19 protein-coding genes are annotated in these 16,138 nt (G+C 53.9%); 4 read left to right on the top strand and 15 right to left on the bottom strand.

From position 1 onward, the window contains the following. The first annotated feature begins 246 nt into the window (after positions 1 to 246). Entirely contained in the window at positions 247 to 1,782 is a 1,536-nt protein-coding gene (locus tag KTH_RS10080; RefSeq protein WP_497618331.1) for a DDE-type integrase/transposase/recombinase, read from the top strand. Between the two features lie 364 nt (positions 1,783 to 2,146). On the opposite strand, the gene KTH_RS10075 is transcribed toward KTH_RS10080, so the two are convergent. Beyond that, positions 2,147 to 2,989, bottom strand: a complete 843-nt coding sequence (locus tag KTH_RS10075; RefSeq protein WP_497618330.1) for a helix-turn-helix transcriptional regulator — start codon at positions 2,987 to 2,989, stop codon at positions 2,147 to 2,149. Positions 2,990 to 3,305: 316 nt separating this feature from the next. On the opposite strand from KTH_RS10075, the gene KTH_RS10070 reads away from it, so the two are divergent. Both KTH_RS10070 and KTH_RS10065 read left to right on the top strand, forming a co-directional pair. After that, the gene (locus tag KTH_RS10070; protein ID WP_497618329.1) at positions 3,306 to 4,232 is read left to right on the top strand and encodes an SDR family oxidoreductase; all 927 of its coding nucleotides are present in this window, start codon (positions 3,306 to 3,308) and stop codon (positions 4,230 to 4,232) included. 1,621 nt (positions 4,233 to 5,853) lie between these two features. Further along, the gene (locus KTH_RS10065; protein ID WP_137686066.1) at positions 5,854 to 6,225 is read left to right on the top strand and encodes a hypothetical protein; all 372 of its coding nucleotides are present in this window, start codon (positions 5,854 to 5,856) and stop codon (positions 6,223 to 6,225) included. A 171-nt stretch (positions 6,226 to 6,396) separates the two neighbouring features. Here KTH_RS10065 and KTH_RS10060 read toward each other — a convergent pair whose 3' ends face one another. The 8 genes from KTH_RS10060 to KTH_RS10025 form a co-directional block, all read right to left on the bottom strand. Next, positions 6,397 to 6,528 (bottom strand): hypothetical protein, encoded by a 132-nt coding sequence (locus KTH_RS10060; RefSeq protein ID WP_497618326.1) that lies wholly within the window; start codon positions 6,526 to 6,528, stop codon positions 6,397 to 6,399. 88 nt (positions 6,529 to 6,616) lie between these two features. After that, entirely contained in the window at positions 6,617 to 6,760 is a 144-nt protein-coding gene (locus KTH_RS10055) for a hypothetical protein (protein WP_497618324.1), read from the bottom strand. A gap of 12 nt (positions 6,761 to 6,772) precedes the next feature. Further along, positions 6,773 to 7,075, bottom strand: coding sequence for a hypothetical protein (locus KTH_RS10050; protein ID WP_111326964.1), 303 nt, complete (start codon positions 7,073 to 7,075; stop codon positions 6,773 to 6,775). A gap of 294 nt (positions 7,076 to 7,369) precedes the next feature. Continuing rightward, entirely contained in the window at positions 7,370 to 7,723 is a 354-nt protein-coding gene (locus KTH_RS10045) for a hypothetical protein (RefSeq protein ID WP_137686068.1), read from the bottom strand. A gap of 294 nt (positions 7,724 to 8,017) precedes the next feature. Further along, positions 8,018 to 8,851, bottom strand: a complete 834-nt coding sequence (locus tag KTH_RS10040) for an NAD(P)-dependent oxidoreductase (RefSeq protein WP_137686069.1) — start codon at positions 8,849 to 8,851, stop codon at positions 8,018 to 8,020. Between the two features lie 75 nt (positions 8,852 to 8,926). Then, positions 8,927 to 9,313, bottom strand: a complete 387-nt coding sequence (locus KTH_RS10035; RefSeq protein ID WP_497618320.1) for a MerR family transcriptional regulator — start codon at positions 9,311 to 9,313, stop codon at positions 8,927 to 8,929. A 186-nt stretch (positions 9,314 to 9,499) separates the two neighbouring features. After that, complete coding sequence (locus tag KTH_RS10030; RefSeq protein ID WP_497618319.1) at positions 9,500 to 10,258, bottom strand: SDR family NAD(P)-dependent oxidoreductase; 759 nt, start codon at positions 10,256 to 10,258, stop codon at positions 9,500 to 9,502. A 3-nt stretch (positions 10,259 to 10,261) separates the two neighbouring features. Then, positions 10,262 to 12,352, bottom strand: a complete 2,091-nt coding sequence (locus tag KTH_RS10025; RefSeq protein ID WP_497618317.1) for an AfsR/SARP family transcriptional regulator — start codon at positions 12,350 to 12,352, stop codon at positions 10,262 to 10,264. Between the two features lie 532 nt (positions 12,353 to 12,884). Here KTH_RS10025 and KTH_RS10020 point away from each other — a divergent pair. After that, the gene (locus KTH_RS10020) at positions 12,885 to 13,172 is read left to right on the top strand and encodes a hypothetical protein (RefSeq protein ID WP_497618315.1); all 288 of its coding nucleotides are present in this window, start codon (positions 12,885 to 12,887) and stop codon (positions 13,170 to 13,172) included. A 430-nt stretch (positions 13,173 to 13,602) separates the two neighbouring features. On the opposite strand, the gene KTH_RS10015 is transcribed toward KTH_RS10020, so the two are convergent. The 6 genes from KTH_RS10015 to KTH_RS09990 all read right to left on the bottom strand — a co-directional run bounded on the left by KTH_RS10015 (position 13,603) and on the right by KTH_RS09990 (position 16,127). Further along, on the bottom strand, positions 13,603 to 14,241 hold the full coding sequence (locus KTH_RS10015) for a histidine phosphatase family protein (RefSeq protein ID WP_497618314.1): 639 nt from the start codon (positions 14,239 to 14,241) through the stop codon (positions 13,603 to 13,605). Between the two features lie 162 nt (positions 14,242 to 14,403). After that, on the bottom strand, positions 14,404 to 14,625 hold the full coding sequence (locus KTH_RS10010; protein ID WP_497618312.1) for a hypothetical protein: 222 nt from the start codon (positions 14,623 to 14,625) through the stop codon (positions 14,404 to 14,406). Further along, the gene (locus KTH_RS10005; protein WP_497618310.1) at positions 14,609 to 15,043 is read right to left on the bottom strand and encodes a hypothetical protein; all 435 of its coding nucleotides are present in this window, start codon (positions 15,041 to 15,043) and stop codon (positions 14,609 to 14,611) included. The genes KTH_RS10010 and KTH_RS10005 overlap by 17 nt, the downstream gene beginning before the upstream one ends. Next, positions 15,040 to 15,459 (bottom strand): hypothetical protein, encoded by a 420-nt coding sequence (locus KTH_RS10000; RefSeq protein WP_497618309.1) that lies wholly within the window; start codon positions 15,457 to 15,459, stop codon positions 15,040 to 15,042. Before KTH_RS10000 ends, KTH_RS10005 begins: the two co-directional genes overlap by 4 nt. A gap of 33 nt (positions 15,460 to 15,492) precedes the next feature. Next, complete coding sequence (locus KTH_RS09995; protein ID WP_497618307.1) at positions 15,493 to 15,897, bottom strand: hypothetical protein; 405 nt, start codon at positions 15,895 to 15,897, stop codon at positions 15,493 to 15,495. Beyond that, the gene (locus tag KTH_RS09990; RefSeq protein WP_497618305.1) at positions 15,858 to 16,127 is read right to left on the bottom strand and encodes a hypothetical protein; all 270 of its coding nucleotides are present in this window, start codon (positions 16,125 to 16,127) and stop codon (positions 15,858 to 15,860) included. The genes KTH_RS09995 and KTH_RS09990 overlap by 40 nt, the downstream gene beginning before the upstream one ends. Between the last annotated feature and the right edge of the window lie 11 nt (positions 16,128 to 16,138).

The following is a 16,138-nucleotide window of genomic DNA, read 5'->3' as shown; positions in this document are numbered from 1 at the left end:
CCGACCGATATGCAGGTTGACCCATATGGAAAGGATCCATTGCGAGAAAAATTCGGATGTGGACAAAGGTTCCTTGTCTGGACAAGAGAAACCATGAACTATCCTCTTCAGAGGGAGTTCAACCCATCTCGCCTCTCTGAAGAGGGATCTTCCATGCCTCAACGTCGGTATGAGCGTCACGAACCAACCCATGGCTGGCAACAGATCCGACCACTCCGTAAAGATACGGCGTAGAGGAATTACGAAGTGATAAGACCCGTCGTCCTGTGGGGCCAGACCCCAAAGGAGCGAGGTGCGGAAACAGGCGTTTCGCCACGCACCAGCTCCTATCGCGCCAATCTCTTTGGCCAAGCGGGAATGGCTTCTCGACTCCCAGCAGGGCCACCGCCGCCAGTTCCGAAAGGAGAGAAACGTTCGCTTCCTCCTGATATCCGACAGGAAATCATAGACCTCCACGCTCAATACCCGGCCTTTCATCCTCATGAGATTGCAACGATCTGTTTTATGATGTTCAATCGCAAGCCTGCTCCTGCGACAATGAAGCTCATACGAGCCTCTGGATCCAAACCCACAACCACAGAACGCCGCTCTCCTCGCTCTTCAGAAATCGAGGATGGGGAGACGCGACGGCGAACCGTTATCAGGTCGCATGGAGACGGGGGGAACGCTCAATCAATCGCTGAGTATCTCGATGTGAGTAGAACGACCAGCCACGCCATTCTCAGGCGATTTGCCGCAGAACAGTTCGCAGGAATGCCTGACAAATCACACGCACGCAAGCACCCCAGGAAAGTGGCTATTTCAACGATCCAAGCAATCAAAAAGCGGTCGGAAAACCCGAACATTGGCGCGTATCGGGTCAGTGCAGCCCCGGAGCAGATGGGCATCAAACTCTCGCGGAGCACGTGTGGTCGATATCGTTCGATGAAGAGGAAACGGTATCATCTCCAAGTGCCGCGCAAACCACGACCAAAGGCTGCTATGCCATTCAGAGCCAAACGGAGACAGCAGTTCTGGTCTGTGGACGTTCGTGACCTTGATATGCATCGTTTAGGCGGAGGAATGGTGTATTGTATTAGCGTGCTGGAGAACTTCTCAAGGGCCATGCTCGCCTCGGCCATTTCTCGCAAGCAAGAGAACGAGGCTTTCTTTGCGGTTGTGTATGATGCCATACGCCACTTTGGGCTTCCAGAGGCGCTCGTTTCGGACAATGGAACGATTTTCACCTCCCACGATACGCGCTGGACGTGTGAGCACCTTGACATCGAGAAAAGGGAAATCAAGCAAGGGCGTCCCTATCAAAATTCCAGAGCAGCGGCGTTTGGTATGCAAAGACGCATGGCGGACTGGTCGTTTGAAAGCGCACAAACCAGGGAAGATTTCCTTGCCGCTCATGATAAATGGATGCGTGACGACAACTACCAGCGACCTTTCGCTCATGAAAAGCGCGACGATGGTTGCCATAGTCCTGCTGCTGTCCTCCAATGGATGAATGGAGTGCAACCAGAGCCAGAGCTGGGGGAGCAGGCATTCTCTGCCATGTGCGAAACCCGACGCTTGAACAAGGCGGGTTATGCGCGATTTCGCAACTTCTTGCTTTATGGTGAGCGGAATCTGGCCGAAGAAACTGTCCAGGTCGATAGCTTGCAAGATGGGCTCATGCTTGACTCCAACCAGGAGCGGCTCTCACGGCACTCAGTGGAGTGGGCACCAGATGATCACCATTTTCCCCGTGTCGGCTATCCGCGTCTCTATGATCATCGGTCCCTGTCTGCACAATGAGAGCTGTGGTAACCTGGCGATGTCGAATGGTTTGTGATCATCCGTGATCCGCCTCGGTCTCGTCGCCGTAAACGCAAAAGCCGCATGCTGGTTCTCCAGCCACCGTTGTTTGAGGTGTCATAAAGGGATTCTGGTAGGGTATGGAACTCTTTGTGGGAAATGCCCCGAATGGTGAACATCCCTGATCCGTTATCTGAGACTGTGGCGAAAGTCGGCGGATCGCGCTGATCGGCACCTGGAAATTGAGGGAACCTGCGCTTTGAGCAGGGTCTCGTGGCACGTTCTGTGCTCAACCCGTGCAGGATGGCTGATCAATGACCTCCTGACCGTGGAAGGTTGCTCAGAACCCACTTGAGACGCTTGATCACGAAGAGAGCAGTTGGGAGATCTTGGCTGGTGTATCTGCTTCGTCCAACGGGATGTATACAGTCACTGTGAGATCTGGGGCGTCAAACACCTGAAACGTGACAAGCTCAAACACGAGAGAGCCTCCTTGTGGATGCTTGAATATTTTGTGATCTTCTGACGCACTGAGCACCTCATGATCGGGCCACCAGGCCCGAAATTCAGGGCTGGCAATCATCAGATCTTGGATCAACTCTGTCAACCAGGGATCACCAGGATAGCGACCACACGTGGCACGCCATTGGGCGAAGAGCCGTCGCGCATGCCCTTCCCAATCGACAAGCAGTTGCCGATACATTGGTGAGGTGAACATTCGCCAGATAGAGGTGCGTTCGTGGGCGCTCATCTGCTCATAATCGCCAAAGACGACGCGGGCAGCTTCGTTCCAGGCCACCACATCCCATCGTCGTCCTGTCACAAAGGCTGGACTGAGACCTTGATGATCGAGGAAGAGCTGTAACGCCGGACTCACGGTTTCAGGCTCCATGGCCCTCGCTGGAGGAGGTTGTTGGCGCGCTAAGAAGAAGAGGGGCGCTCGCTCATCGGCATTCAAGCGTAAGGCCTGCACGAGACTTTCTAAGACCTGCGTCGAAACGTTCATTGGGCGTCCCTGCTCCAACCAGGTATACCAGTCCACGCTGACGCCTGCCAATTGGGCGACTTCTGCGCGTCTGAGTCCTGGGGCTCGCCGTCTGCTTCCTCTCGGCATGCCCACGTCTTCGGGAGCCAACCAAGCCCTCCTGGTGCGCAGAAAATCTCCCAGTTCTTGCAAGCGCTGGGTCTCTTGTTCTCGTCCCATCATTCCTCTCTCTCTTGTATCCGCCTTCTTGCGGAACCATAGGAGTCTCACTCCTAGGATCAACACTCATCTTGTTCTGGGATCACTCGTCGTATACACTTCCGATATGGTGAAAACAACGTTTCCTGCAAGGATGTTGTATCGAGGCGTATTGGCGCAAGGAACGCGTGTCGTCGGGATAGGTCCTGGCTTCATTGCTGCTCGTCCCGGCGCATGCGCCGTTTGAACACACGACCAGTCATAGGGTATCGCTTGACGTGATGCGTGTGGCCACACAACCCAAGCCGTACCCCTACGTTTCTTGATGGAGGATTTTCCTATGAGAGTTTTCGTTACTGGCGCCACTGGTTATATCGGCTCGGCCGTCGTCCGTGAGCTTTTAGCTGCCGGGCACCAGGTCCTCGGTCTCGCTCGCTCAGACGCAAGTGCTGCGTCGCTTGCCGCTATCGGTGCAGATGTGCACCGAGGGGCGCTTGATGATCTGGACAGTCTACGAAGCGGAGCCGCGGCATCCGACGGCGTCATCCACCTCGCATATATGCACGACTTCTCCGACTACGTGGCTGCCGGGCAAATAGATCTGCGGGCAGTCGAGACCATCGGAGCTGCACTGCAGGGCTCCGACAAGCCGTTCGTGATCACCTCGGGAACATTGATGCTCACCTTCTTTCTCCCGCAGGGGCAGCTCGGGACGGAGAAGGACGTGGCCGACGCCGGGTCAACCGCACCCCGTATCGCATCGGAGAACGCGGCAATCGCGTTGGCCAAGCGCGGCGTGCGCACGTCAATCGTGCGACTTGCACCGACGGTCCATGGCGAGGGCGACCACGGGTTTGTCCCGACCCTCATCAGCCTTGCTCGTACCAAAGGCATATCGGCGTACCCAGGCGACGGCTCGAATCGTTGGCCCGCTGTGCACCGGCTTGATGCCGCACATCTGTTCCGATTAGCGCTAGAGAAGGCCCCAGCGGGATCAGTGCTGCACGCAGTTGCCGACGAAGGGATACCAGTACGCGCCATTGCCAGCGTCATTGGTCGCCGCCTCAATGTTCCGGTCGTCTCCCTGCCTCTCGAGGAGGCCAGCGCACACTTCGGCTTCCTCGGGCACTTCTTTTCACAAGACAACCCAGCCTCGAGCACACTGACCCAACAATGGGTGGGGTGGCATCCTGTACAACCTGCTCTCCTGGCGGATCTCGACGGCGATTACTACTTCACGAACGAGCCATGCTCAACATCGCGTTGACCGTTTCACACACGGAATTGCTCAAGAAACTCTTTGTTCTTTTCCATGTCCGTGCTGCCGGGCCACGGAAAACCCCGGCTCCCTCTTCCCTCCTCCCCCTCTTCTCCAGTCACTTTTTTCTCGCAATGGATCCTTTCCATATGGGTCATCCTGCATATCGGTCGGGGTCCTCCCCCTCCAAACCCAGGTCAAAGCAGAGATGCGAGGGGTCAGACGCAAGGAAGCGAATACGCTCGTGCGCTTCGAGCCGCGTTTCACAACAGCGATCACCCTCAATACCCCCTGCCGTCGCAACAGAATTGGTCGTAGAAGGATGGCCCTATCCCAAAACGTTTCAATCCTCAACAACCTCACTGAGCCCTTGCCACGTGGCAGAGGCAGCGCGGCCGCGCACATCTCGACATGTTTCAATCCTCAACGTCTTCACTGAGCCCTTGCAACCCTGGTTCTGCTGAGAGCGCCTGGCACGCCACTGCCAAATCCCCTCTGCGCGAACCTCCCCTGAGCCTCCCCTCTTTTTCCACACGAACCTGACACAGCAGATCCTTTCTCCCGGCTGATGAAGCCCCTTCCCCCTGTTGCGCTTTTCTGCGCGAACCTCGTGCTTCCATGCTCAGCGCAGTCGATTCGCGCAAAAGCAGGCATCCGTTTGCAACAACGATGCCTGCTCAAGGAGCATCCCGCACGCAAGGGAAACAGGAGGGAGACACGTAATCGGACAAGTACACCAAGCACTTTCTTTCCCTCCCCGGCATCCCTCTGAGCACCTCTCCGGTCTGAGGACCACGCACAGACAACGCAGCTCATCCTGCTCGACCTGGCCGGCCCTGGCTCGCCTGAAGATGCACCACACCCTCACACAGAGCCCGCAAAGCTAGATCCGCTCTTCTGTGAAGAGTGCAGCGGCCCAAAGAGACTCTAGGGCCACTGGTCTGAGGAGTCTCGCCTCGCTAACTTCTTTCTGCCAGACCTCCTTTCTCTTCCAGATTCTGCTCTCCCTCATCTCAAGGAGAGACTCCTTCAGGATTATCGGTTATAACCTCTGTACTCTTATTCTGCAATCTCGCGTATACACTGCGATAGCAAACAGGTTTCATGCCCCTCTGCTTGACGTCAAGCAGAGGACTTTTTGGAGAAAGGCTTTGAATATCTCTTCCTTCTTCCGTTTTAGGCAGTATTGTTGAGGGAGGAAGTACTGTGAAAGCAATGAGATAGTACATAATGGGATATGTCAGCTTAGCAAGCACCTTTTTCTAATAAAACTCTGTAGCATTACTATCTCATTCAAAGATAAGTAAGTACATAATCATTACGAAAGTACTTATCCTATTTTCACAGCTATTCCTATACGTTATTATTTCACAAGCGTCACATGTTGTTACTGATCGGAGAGGTAGCGGGGAAAACTCTCCCCAGTCTTTTTTTTTACTCTTCTCAACTTCCTGGCAAGCAAGCCCAATTTTTTTACCTCCGTGAGGGTTCAGCTCTTCTTCGAATACAGGAAAAATCGTCTTTGAGGAAAAAAGAAGCTACAGATGTTGCCGCATCTGTAGCGTCCCGTTGTCCGGGGAGCTTGCGTTAGAAGTGCTGCTCCCCTCGTTTAGTACAAAGGAGGTGGCATATGGATGACCACCACATGTATAACGACATTCTATACCAGTTTGATACCTCTTCTTCTACAGATAGGAGAAACAGTTCCCTTTCTCCTCAAAAAAAACAGAGGAAATCCGCGTCTTCGCGCAAACCGAAAAAAGTACCCCCAACACCTAAAAAGAATTTTAACAGCGAAGCGTTTATGCGCTGCCTTTTAGGAGGGGGGGCTCTTGCCATCGCCATCTTGCTTCTCTCTGTCTTTATGCTCACGCGTGAACCGATTCTCCTCCAGTCAACAACGATCTCTAGCATCATTCTTGGTAGCGTCTTCGGCTATTACTTCTCTGTTCGAAGGAGAAAGAGTCGCCGCCACACCAGAAAAATTTGGCCTTGGCCATAGAGGTTAAACCATGTTGCTCCTCTTTAGCTCCAACCAGCGGCGCTAAAGAGGCAACATCATCCCACAAGCCTTTCTTTCCATTCCACTTCTCCGATCCAGCAGACTCTTCGCGTCTCTTCTCAAAGAGACACCCATTCCTGCCTGGTAATAAAACGAGCAGCTCTCTGCACATTACCAGAGGCTGCCTCTACCCGATTCGCGATGCACACTGCTTCTCTTCTTACTCTGCAAGGACGCTCGTCCAACAAGCTTCACCAATCCCTTCTTCAACACTTCAGCAATCAGCACAAAAAGCTGTTCCACTCCTATGTGTCCCTGCTTGGGTCACTCCCTCTCTCCTCCCTCTGCTGGCTCGCTCCCGCCTTTTCCTCCTCTGCTTTTACTGCACCAACTATCTCACCCACGTTCCGCTTTTGCGAAACCGCAACCCTCCCCCCTCTCTCCCGGTTCCGTCCCACCCTCCTCCGATGATCCCGCTTCCAGCCACCAGCTTCTGAAAGCGCTTTTTGTCCATCACCTCCTCTTGAAAGCGCATGCCAGCACCCTCTCATCTCATGCCACGCGGAAGCAAACTTTCCGCGCAAGCGGATGAAGAGAGCCCCCCGTCACGCACGACCGCAACCTGCGATGACGTCTCCTCCTCGTCATCTGCGTTGGCACCAACCTGCTCCCCAGAGGATGAAAGATATGCTTCCACAGCATCCTGATCCCTCTCTCGCAACGGAAACATATGCCCTATCGCACGCTCCCCCACAAGATGCAACACCCCCCCCTCTTTCCACCAAACCCGGACCTGCTGCTCCATTCCCGGGACAGGTACCTGCTCCGGCTTTGTTCCGATTTTTGGCATCCTCAACAGGCCGGGCAGACGGACCCCGCTTTCCGCTTCGGAGGAACCTGCGGGAGGGAAGCCGTGTCTGAGCATGGAGCCCAGCACCACAACACCAATGCGCTCGCGAACTCAACGACGCCGCAAAGACGAGTGGTGGGGGACACGCTCCAAACCACCACACCCCTCATCCTCCACCGGCTCCACCTCCCAGACACAACCGCGACGGCGTGCCTGCTTGGGTCACTCCCTCTCTCCTCCCTCTGCTGGCTCGCTCCCGCCTTTTCCTTCTCTGCTTTTACTGCACCAACAATCTCACCCACGTTCCGCTTTTGCGAAACCGCAACCCTCCCCCCTCTTTCCCGGCTCGTTCCCTCCCTTTTCCCGCTTTCCCTCTCTTGTCTCCTGCCATCCCTCCCACTTCCCGCTTTTGTGAAACCGCAACCCTCCCTCCTCTTTCCCGTTCCCCTTCCCCCCCTCGATGATCTTCCCGCTCCCTCTGCCTCCTCTCAAGACGCCCCACACATACTGCTGCTGAAGAAACGTCCACTGCTTCCACTTTGTGCCCTCATCCTTGCCATCCTCCCCGGGCCAACGCGCCTGGCCGCTGATCTGGGAGAGTGCTCCTGAGATTCCAGTAAGCTCGTGCGCACCTGGATTCGCCAACACAACCGGCAGGTCAAACCCTCAGGCACTCCTGTGCGCATTCTGCCGTTGTTTCTGCCCATCCAAAGTCCCTGCCTCAATCCCATTGCACCCAGGTGGAGCCATGGCAAGCGGGCCGTGATAGGACTCAACGACATACGCTCGGTCAGGCAACTGGAGGAGCAGATCTACACCTCCTATTACTGTCGGCTAACGCTCATTTCTCTCTCCCGGAAAAGGTCCCTTAAGAAGGCAAGCACTCATCCCTCTTTCCCGTCAACATGTTGAGAAGATTAAGGGATGGGCTGAAGGAAGCGTCTACGCTCTTGCCTCATCGCTTCTCAAGAGATCAGACAAAAGGTGTGCAATGGGTGTAGACAACTCTACCTGTTGTGCAGTCTTCGTGAAGAGAGTCACGTCCTTCAGCGGAATCTTACTCTGCCTGAAAGGCGCAGCCTGGGTATCCTCGACAATTCTCTTCCCATGCCCCTGATAGATAGGAGAGGGGAATAGCGTGGGGGCCGTCGTCAGCATATCAAGTACTGCTTTCGGATCGACTCCATTGTTCTCAGCCACCGAGAGCGCTTCTCGCAAAGATTGTCCTGCGGAAACAATCAGGAAGTTGCCCACAAGTTTGACAAGCGTTGCCGCACCAACCTCTTCGCCAAAATCAACAATACCCTGCCCCCCCATCGCCTTCAGGAGTGGTCGGACGCGTTCTTTGGCTCTTTGCGGACCCGCAAACGGAATCCAGAGCCGTTGGGCGACAGCGGCCTCAGATCCTCCAAAGATGGGAGCCTCAACATAGACACTGCCATGTTGCGCATGCATCGCCGCCAGCTTCTTTGTCATTTCAGGCGATATCGTGCTCATCGCAAGATGGATACCACCTGGTCCCAATTGCTCTAAAAAGCCCTCACTCGTGACGATGCTTTCCACTGACGCATCACCCCACAAAATGGTCACAACAATTCCTCCGCTTGTCACCGCGTCAACGGGTCGACTCACCTGTTGTGCACCCTGAGCAACCAGAGGTTCCGCTTTGCTCGCCGTGCGGTTATACACCCGCAGCGCATACCCGGCTTTGAGGAGATTCCTTGCCAGTGGCAACCCTAGATTGCCGAGTCCAATACATCCAATCGTTTCATTCATCTTTCTCAATACTCCTGAATGATTTGCACTTAAAATGTGACGTTAACGTCATGTTTTGGATAAAAAAAAGCCTCGTTACGGTTCTCTTTCCTCAAGCCAGCGCTCGAAGCGTTCAATAGTGGCCTGTAAGTCAGCACGAAATTGCTGTAACACTCCAATCTTCCGGTCTGCCTCGGCCAGATGCTGGCGCAGGATGGCAAGGACTTTCTGTTTTGGTTGTATTCCACCTGGATCAGTGAAATAGAGATCAATCACGTCACGTATTTCATCCAGGCTGAGTCCAAGCTTCTTTAACTGATCAATTTTACGCAGACGATACAGCGTCTCCTCGGTGTAATAGTGCTGGCCACGGCCTTCACGCTCACCAGGAGGGAGCAGCCCAATACTCTCGTAATAGCGGACGGTGCGCGCAGTGACCCCTGCTCGTTCCGTCACATCACCTATGCGCATCCGGTCGTTCATCGCTCACCCACTCACATGTTACGTTAACGTCATATTGATATGATAGACGTGAACGAGGGAGTGTCAAGGACCTTTCTCCCCAGGGTTCACACGTCTGAAATCCAGATACCGCTGCTCAACACAATCTACAACAGATAGAGAGGGAACAAAATAGGCGTGTACATGCCTGGATTCCGTATCACTAGACTAAAACATATATTGCCCACCATTCACTACAATTTTCTGGCCATTGATAAAGCTCGCTTTATCAGTCAAAAGAAGTGAGACAGCATTGGCAATATCTTCAGGTTCACCTATTCGTTGCAAGGGGATCAATGAGGCTTTCTGCTGCCGAATGGCTGGATCATTCAGCTGGTATCGTTGAGCTGTCTCTTCCGTATAGGTTAACCCTGGGATGATCGTGTTTGCTCGAACCTTTGGTCCCAATTCTAAAGCAATACAATTCGTTAATACCATCATGCCCGCCTTGGAAGCGCATGTATTTGCCCCATTCTTTCGCCCTAGAATCCCGGTTGGAGCCCCGATATTGAGAATGAGTCCTCCGCTCTCTTGCGTCATCATGATCCGTGCAGCGCTTTGGGCACAGAGAAACGCCCCTTTCATATTCGTCTCAACCACATGATCCCAATCCTCTTCTGTCAGGTAAAGAAACGGGGCATCTCGCACCTCAGCCGCATTATTCACCAAGACATCAAGCGTCCCAAAATGGTGACATGCCGCTCGCATCAGTTCTTCAACTTCTTGCTTGTGTGCAATATCGGCGCGGAATAGGTGAACCTGCTCAGTAGACTGACGGCACTGCTGAAGCGTTTCTTGAGCCGCACTGCCATCGTGAGCATAATTGAGGAGCAAGCGATAGCCTTCTTGAGCAAGTTTTACCGCAATAGCCCGTCCAATTCCTTTTGTTCCTCCGGTAATCACAACCGCTTTTGGTACCGACAACATCTTTCACTCTCCTGATGGCAAAAGAACACGATATGCTTTCAACCAGCTTTCCTGTTTCCAGAGACGACAGGCCTGCTGATACACCGTTTGGATTTCAGCCCATCGTTTTTGACTGCCAAGCAGACGAGCTCCATCAATTCCCTTCTCAAGGAAATGCTGGAAAAGCTCCTTCTCCTTGAGTGTGAGCGCCACCTGGGCTTGATAATTGAGGCTTTCAACGCGTATCCGTTCCGATCTCCCTACAGATGAGGTATATTCTACCTCGGAGAAGATTTCTTGGGCTTGTTGCGCATATCTCTGTTCCGGAAAGTGCTGCCCGAGGACAAGATACATTCTTCCAAGCTCCATACTGAAAGAAGAGAGACTGAACTCAGCAAAGAGAAAACTGGGATCGCGCTCCGGATTTTGCGGGTATCGCTTGTGTGCCTGCTCTTCATACCAGTGCGCCATTTTCTCTTCTCGCTGCATCGCCGCTGCAACCGCAAGCTCTGCATACAAACGTGCTTGAACAAGAGCAGATGCGTTTTCATACCGTTCCAGGTGCAGAGCACGATGATACAGAGGAAGAGCTTCTTGTGATGATTTATGATAGCCCAAGGAGATCAGTGCTGAAACTTGTAAACTCACATCATCTGCAAAACGACTGATCCATACCGCCTGCCTGAAAGCATCTTCTTGCTCTTCGGGATGATTCCGATGCAGTGCCAGGATTCCCAGCAAACGATAGGCCTGGATAGCAAGGTTTGCTGCAAGGGGCTGATACCGTTTCATGGACTGTGTCGCCAGCGCATGTAAGAAAGGAAGAGAGGAGGCCACAATATCTTGCACCAGCGCAAACTCATGGCCGCGAAGCAAGTGCCAACATGCGGTTAAACTGGCCGCACAACACGGCAGAAATTCTTCTCCGAGAAGCCGGGAAGAAGTTGTTTTCTTGTTCCATCCACTTTCACTTAACCAGGACAGCGGAAGAGATGCAATCGCAAGCAATGCCTGTCTTCTCGAAAAGTAATACTCGGTATCAGTAGATTGCGAGCGCGGCTTCACCATATCAAACTCCTTGTTGAGCTGCTGCTGAAGTTCTGCATACATGTCGGCCCGCCCGTACGCTTGACTGATGAGCCGTTCCCAGGCATGGAGCTTGAAAGAGAACCAAAGGGCAGGGTTAGACGTGATCAGAGTTAAAGGTACCGCCTGCACAGGGGGAAATGAAAGATCATGCGAACTCGTACGGATTTCAAGGAACTCGCTGTGAATGCGTTGAGCATCAACTCCGGGGAGCACTCCCTGCTGGGAGTGAGAGGGACAATGGTTGCTTTGCAACTCCTGCACACAGTTCCGAACAGAGAGCGGGATTGGAAAAGGACTCTTGCTGGTCCGCACCTTGTCTTCCACAAGCTCGTAGAACATAATAGCAAGATCGGGTCGCTGGTGACTCACCGCCATCCTCAGCACCAACTCCAGTGTGTGAAAATCATTTGGTGCCTCCTGGAAATACTCGCAGAGATACTCCTCGGCCTTTTCTTCTCCTCCGCTCGCTAGCACACTCAGCCCCAAACCGCGAAGCATCTGCCGGCGGGCACGATCGATCTTCTCCTGTTTACGCCGAACAATGCGCTGCTCTCTCCAGGGAGCCGCCACATCATCAGAGAGGAAGGTGCCTCGCCCTATCAGGGCCTCGGCCTGCTGCCAGAGCAACAGCGCTCTCTGCGGTTCATCACAACATGCAGCTTCTTCAACCAGGGCAAGAAAGGCGTCGGCATCCCACCAGAACCGCTCCTGAGCTGGCAAGCTCACCCGCACACGATCAATCTCCGCAAAGAAGACCTCCCGCGTGAGGCACGGGTGCACACGGCTGATACTGCGATTGTTGAGTATATCTTCTAAGCGCTCTCGTCCCTCCTGCTCATGCCCATAGAGCGCTCTGGCCAGCTCCGCTCGCGGCAGAGTTCGCTCTGAAGCACACAACAACAACGCCAGCACTCCTCGCAGTTTCTCGTGTCGGCGCAGCGAAAGCACCTCGGTCTGCTCGGCACAGACAAGCTCCAGGCGCGAAGGCCCAAAGGTCACCAGTTGTATATGGGTGTCTGCGTTCATCCCTCCAATACCTCCTCACTCAACTCCTTCATGATGTCCGCATTCTCTGCTTGAGAGCAAGTATACCATGTTCTTCCCCTCATTGTATAGTCCCTTCTGATCTCGTGGGCTTTTTTTCAGCCATGCCCGAAACAGGCGGCAAACATGTTCTCTCCAGGGATGGTGGGCGTATGCTTGAAAAATGCAGAGAGAAAGACGACCTGGGAACGCCAATGGGGCTCAAGCATGCAGCCTGGCCAACGATGCGTCAGCGGTTCCCGCTCATGTGCGCTCCACGTCATCTCCCAGGCAGGGAGAGACAGAGGAACACCGTGTTTCCTCTCTTTGCTGAAGGAACAAAGCACTTCACTCTGTCTTGAAAGGAGGTGAGCAGGCAGCGAGTGCTTCTCTGTTTTTGAATTTCCCTCACATCTCTTGCTTGAGGATGGACGTTGCTTCCATCCTCAAGACTTGTGTGTTTCCTGCCTGCGCGTGTTGCTTTCTCGATGGGCTTGTTGTGCTTCAGGCGAGGTCGGAAAGGAGGAAGGAACGGATGCTCAAACACAGAGCGGATATCGCGGATCACAAGACGCGACCCTTAAGTACAAAAGCCCTTCAGCAGGCTCAGGTGACACGCTACCTGAAGCGGCATCAACTCTCGATCCACACAGTGGCTTTTGTTGCCGGTGTCCCGCTCATGGTGGTCTGGCGCGTTCAGCAGGGCGCGCCGGTCACGGAGGAGCACACTCACACGATCAAGTCTGCGTTCCTGTGTTTAACAGGTATGTCGTATGAAGGCAGCTTTGCGGTGTATCCAGAAGAAAGTCAGGAAACACGATGAGACAACAGAAAAAGCAGCAACAGAACATCACGCCCTTGTTTCCGAAGGCTAACGACTCCCTGCCCACCACCAATCTGGTCTGGCCGGCCTACGATCAGCTTCGCCAGAGCGACGGGGCACTTCTGGTTCCCCGGCTCTGCCTCTCCTTCAATGGTGTGCGGGTGGTTGAGACGCTTGTGGGCTTATACCTCTCATACCTTGAGCATACATCCCGCTTGAAGCCCTCACACCGTGTCAAAATCCAGCGCCTGAGCGGGCTGCGCGCGCGCTTGCACGGCTTGCTTGCCCATGAACAAAAAGGTTCCTTCTCGAGTGCGGCTCTCCTGCTGACGCTTGAGGAGCTGGAACAAGCAATACGGAAACAGCATTCATATGAGGAGCCTGAAGAGGAATCTTCTCGAATCTTCCTTGACATTCTGTTTCGTATTGGTCAGCTTCTCCCTTGTACGTTCGCCCATTCACGATCGTGGGAGATATCGCCGTACAGCTCAATCAGCGGCTTCTGTTCCTCGATCACGACCTTGCATAATCCGGTCGGATATGCGGCCGGCGGCTCCCAAAGCCGTTCCATTGGGCGCTCATCGAAGAAGGCCATTATGGTCTTCAGCGTCGCTGCATGCGTGACGAGAAGGAGCGTTTCCCCTTTCTGTTCCTCAAGCACGCTGTGGAGAAAGGGTTGCACGCGTTCCCGCAGATCGTAGAAAGATTCGCCGCCATTGACGGGCCAATAGAGATGCGGACGACTCCAAAAAGCAGCGAAGATCTCCGGCTCGCGCTGTTGAAGCTCCTCACGCGCCTTTCCCTCCCAATCACCCTTGCACAAATCACGCAATGCATCCTGTGAAAGAATATCACAATGATGAGCGCCGATCAGCTTCGCTGTTTTGCGCGTCCTCTGGCTCGGACTGGTATAAATAGCAGTAAACGCGACCTCACGCAACGCTTCCCCGAGCCATTGCGCCTGACAGACCCCCAGGACAGTCAGCGGCGAATCCTGCCAGCCGTGCAGCCTCCTTTCACTGTTCCATTGCCTCTCTCCATGCCGTGTGATAGAGCGTGGCGCTTTCATTGTTCAGAACCTCTTCCATCCGTTGTCTCGCACGAGAGAACCGGTCTGCTGCCTCTTACTTGGATGCTTGTTGTGCTTGCGGCACAGGAAACCGCCCAGAAAAAGAGCCCTGATACGTTGGGTAGCAGGGCTCCAAAAGGGAAAACACTCAGATGAAGCGATCTATGAATCTGTCTGCTTCCGGTTGTCTTCCGTTGGTCGATAACCGATTCTCTCTTTAAAACCGGCAACAAGCCGACCTTTGTAGAGAAGATCGATCGTGCGATCATAATACTCAGGCTTCAGGGCAGCAGCCTTAAAGGCCTCATGAGCTTCTTTTGCATCATTGTCGGTATAGATACACTCTTTCCCTGCACGTACCTCAAAGTCATTCTGTTGCTGCATTGCCCGCCTCCTTTTCGACGTCCATTTCAACTTCAACGGGTGAGCGCTCACAGCTCATTGTGATGTACATCTGCCCGATTCGCTTGCGCCTGGTGAACTGTTTCAGCCATGAGATCAACTCATTGAGATCATGAGGCTCTCTCGTTTCGCCGTCGAGATCCACGCGTACTAACGTGGACCACTGCTTTTCCAGAATCCAGGGAGAGCGTGTGGAGACATCTTTCGGGATCTCGTGAGAGCGCAGCCACGCGAGATGATCGCGCACCAGCCGCCGCCACATCTTTTTGCGCTCAGGATCAGCCTCTTGCCTGTACGCGCTGATAGAGGAATGGAAGGCATCGACAGTGATCGAGACCGCTTGCTCTACAATGTGCATGAGATCGGTAAGGCGCATGTTCATGAGTCGATACGCGCTCATAGTTCGTCTCCCTCCGCCTCTTCGGTCAGCTCGTAGCATTCCTTCTTGCCGTTCAAATGGATCCCGATGCACCGTTGCGCGAACCATTGTTTCTGGCGCTCAAGATCGTCAATGGTGTAACCACGAGGCCTGACACGCAGACGAAATGCTGTCAGCTCTTCTCGCTTGCCTTCGCCTTCAGCGCGCGAGAGATGCGGACGAATCGGGATATCAACCTCATCAGGGGGAGAGGTGGCTTTTGTGAGCTCATTGAGCAGAGCAAGCAGGCGTTCCGCCCGCTCTTTCGGCATCGCCCCACCAGAAGCGCAAGAGAGGGCAGAGGTCAAATGCCGTTCTTGACAAGCCTCGAAGAGTGTACGGTAACGCACTCCACGCTCTATGATGCGTCTGAAGATGTTTATTCCTTCTCCTGCCATAAGACGATCATCCTTCTCCTGTAACTGAACTATTTACACAATCACATGCCGTTCCAGCGCGTCGTGATACGCGGGTGCAAGCCCCTGGTTTTCAAACCATCGCTCCAGCGCTCGATAGGCATCTAAGGCTTTCTTTCTCCGTGTTTGCAGCCACTCGAGACGGAGTTTATCCAGTTGCCTGAGCTTGCCTTCAAGATCCTGCTCTGAAAGCGGGGGCCTGAGCGCTATTTCGACCTCATCAAGCTGATAGTGGGTATGCGCCAGCTTGTTAAAAGCTGCGAGGATGATGTCCGCAGCTTCACGCGGGATCGCCGCGCCTGACACACACGCGAGGTAGGAGGCACGTAGCCCCCGCGCCTCACATGCATGCTGTAACTCGTGGTGGTAGATGTTGTGCCTTATTCGCAGTTCGTACAGCGTTGGTTTTCGTCCCTGCATACAACACCATCCTCTTGAGGCAATCGCAGCCACGCCGGTAGCAGATCCAGTTTGAGGCAGAGAGCCGCCACCAGCGTATCAGTTGCCTCTTTTCCTCTTTTTCGATCAAGCGATGCAACCAGAGCTCGTAAACGCTTCTGAGCATGTGCCGTCTGGTTTTGAAGGTCGCGAAGCGAGACACACGTCAGGGAGATGTGTTCCATCAAGAAGTCACATTCTGTTTTCTGCATACGCTCGCCTC

Source organism: Thermosporothrix sp. COM3 (genome assembly GCF_059696735.1).
The sequence above is the reverse complement of the archived record's forward strand: the minus strand, read 5'-3'. Positions and strand labels throughout refer to the sequence as shown.

Excerpts from the sequence above, each read along its gene's own strand:
- KTH_RS10025 (WP_497618317.1), bottom strand. The coding sequence starts at position 12,352 with ATGAACGCAGACACCCATATACAACTGGTGACCTTTGGGCCTTCGCGC.
- KTH_RS10005 (WP_497618310.1), bottom strand. The coding sequence starts at position 15,043 with ATGAGCGCGTATCGACTCATGAACATGCGCCTTACCGATCTCATGCAC.
- KTH_RS10035 (WP_497618320.1), bottom strand. The coding sequence starts at position 9,313 with ATGAACGACCGGATGCGCATAGGTGATGTGACGGAACGAGCAGGGGTC.
- KTH_RS10075 (WP_497618330.1), bottom strand. The coding sequence starts at position 2,989 with ATGATGGGACGAGAACAAGAGACCCAGCGCTTGCAAGAACTGGGAGAT.
- KTH_RS10010 (WP_497618312.1), bottom strand. The coding sequence starts at position 14,625 with ATGCAGCAACAGAATGACTTTGAGGTACGTGCAGGGAAAGAGTGTATC.
- KTH_RS10000 (WP_497618309.1), bottom strand. The coding sequence starts at position 15,459 with ATGGCAGGAGAAGGAATAAACATCTTCAGACGCATCATAGAGCGTGGA.
- KTH_RS10040 (WP_137686069.1), bottom strand. The coding sequence starts at position 8,851 with ATGAATGAAACGATTGGATGTATTGGACTCGGCAATCTAGGGTTGCCA.
- KTH_RS10015 (WP_497618314.1), bottom strand. The coding sequence starts at position 14,241 with ATGAAAGCGCCACGCTCTATCACACGGCATGGAGAGAGGCAATGGAAC.
- KTH_RS09995 (WP_497618307.1), bottom strand. The coding sequence starts at position 15,897 with ATGCAGGGACGAAAACCAACGCTGTACGAACTGCGAATAAGGCACAAC.
- KTH_RS10070 (WP_497618329.1), top strand. The coding sequence starts at position 3,306 with ATGAGAGTTTTCGTTACTGGCGCCACTGGTTATATCGGCTCGGCCGTC.
- KTH_RS09990 (WP_497618305.1), bottom strand. The coding sequence starts at position 16,127 with ATGCAGAAAACAGAATGTGACTTCTTGATGGAACACATCTCCCTGACG.
- KTH_RS10050 (WP_111326964.1), bottom strand. The coding sequence starts at position 7,075 with ATGCCAAAAATCGGAACAAAGCCGGAGCAGGTACCTGTCCCGGGAATG.
- KTH_RS10030 (WP_497618319.1), bottom strand. The coding sequence starts at position 10,258 with ATGTTGTCGGTACCAAAAGCGGTTGTGATTACCGGAGGAACAAAAGGA.
- KTH_RS10055 (WP_497618324.1), bottom strand. The coding sequence starts at position 6,760 with ATGCGCTTTCAAGAGGAGGTGATGGACAAAAAGCGCTTTCAGAAGCTG.
- KTH_RS10065 (WP_137686066.1), top strand. The coding sequence starts at position 5,854 with ATGGATGACCACCACATGTATAACGACATTCTATACCAGTTTGATACC.
- KTH_RS10020 (WP_497618315.1), top strand. The coding sequence starts at position 12,885 with ATGCTCAAACACAGAGCGGATATCGCGGATCACAAGACGCGACCCTTA.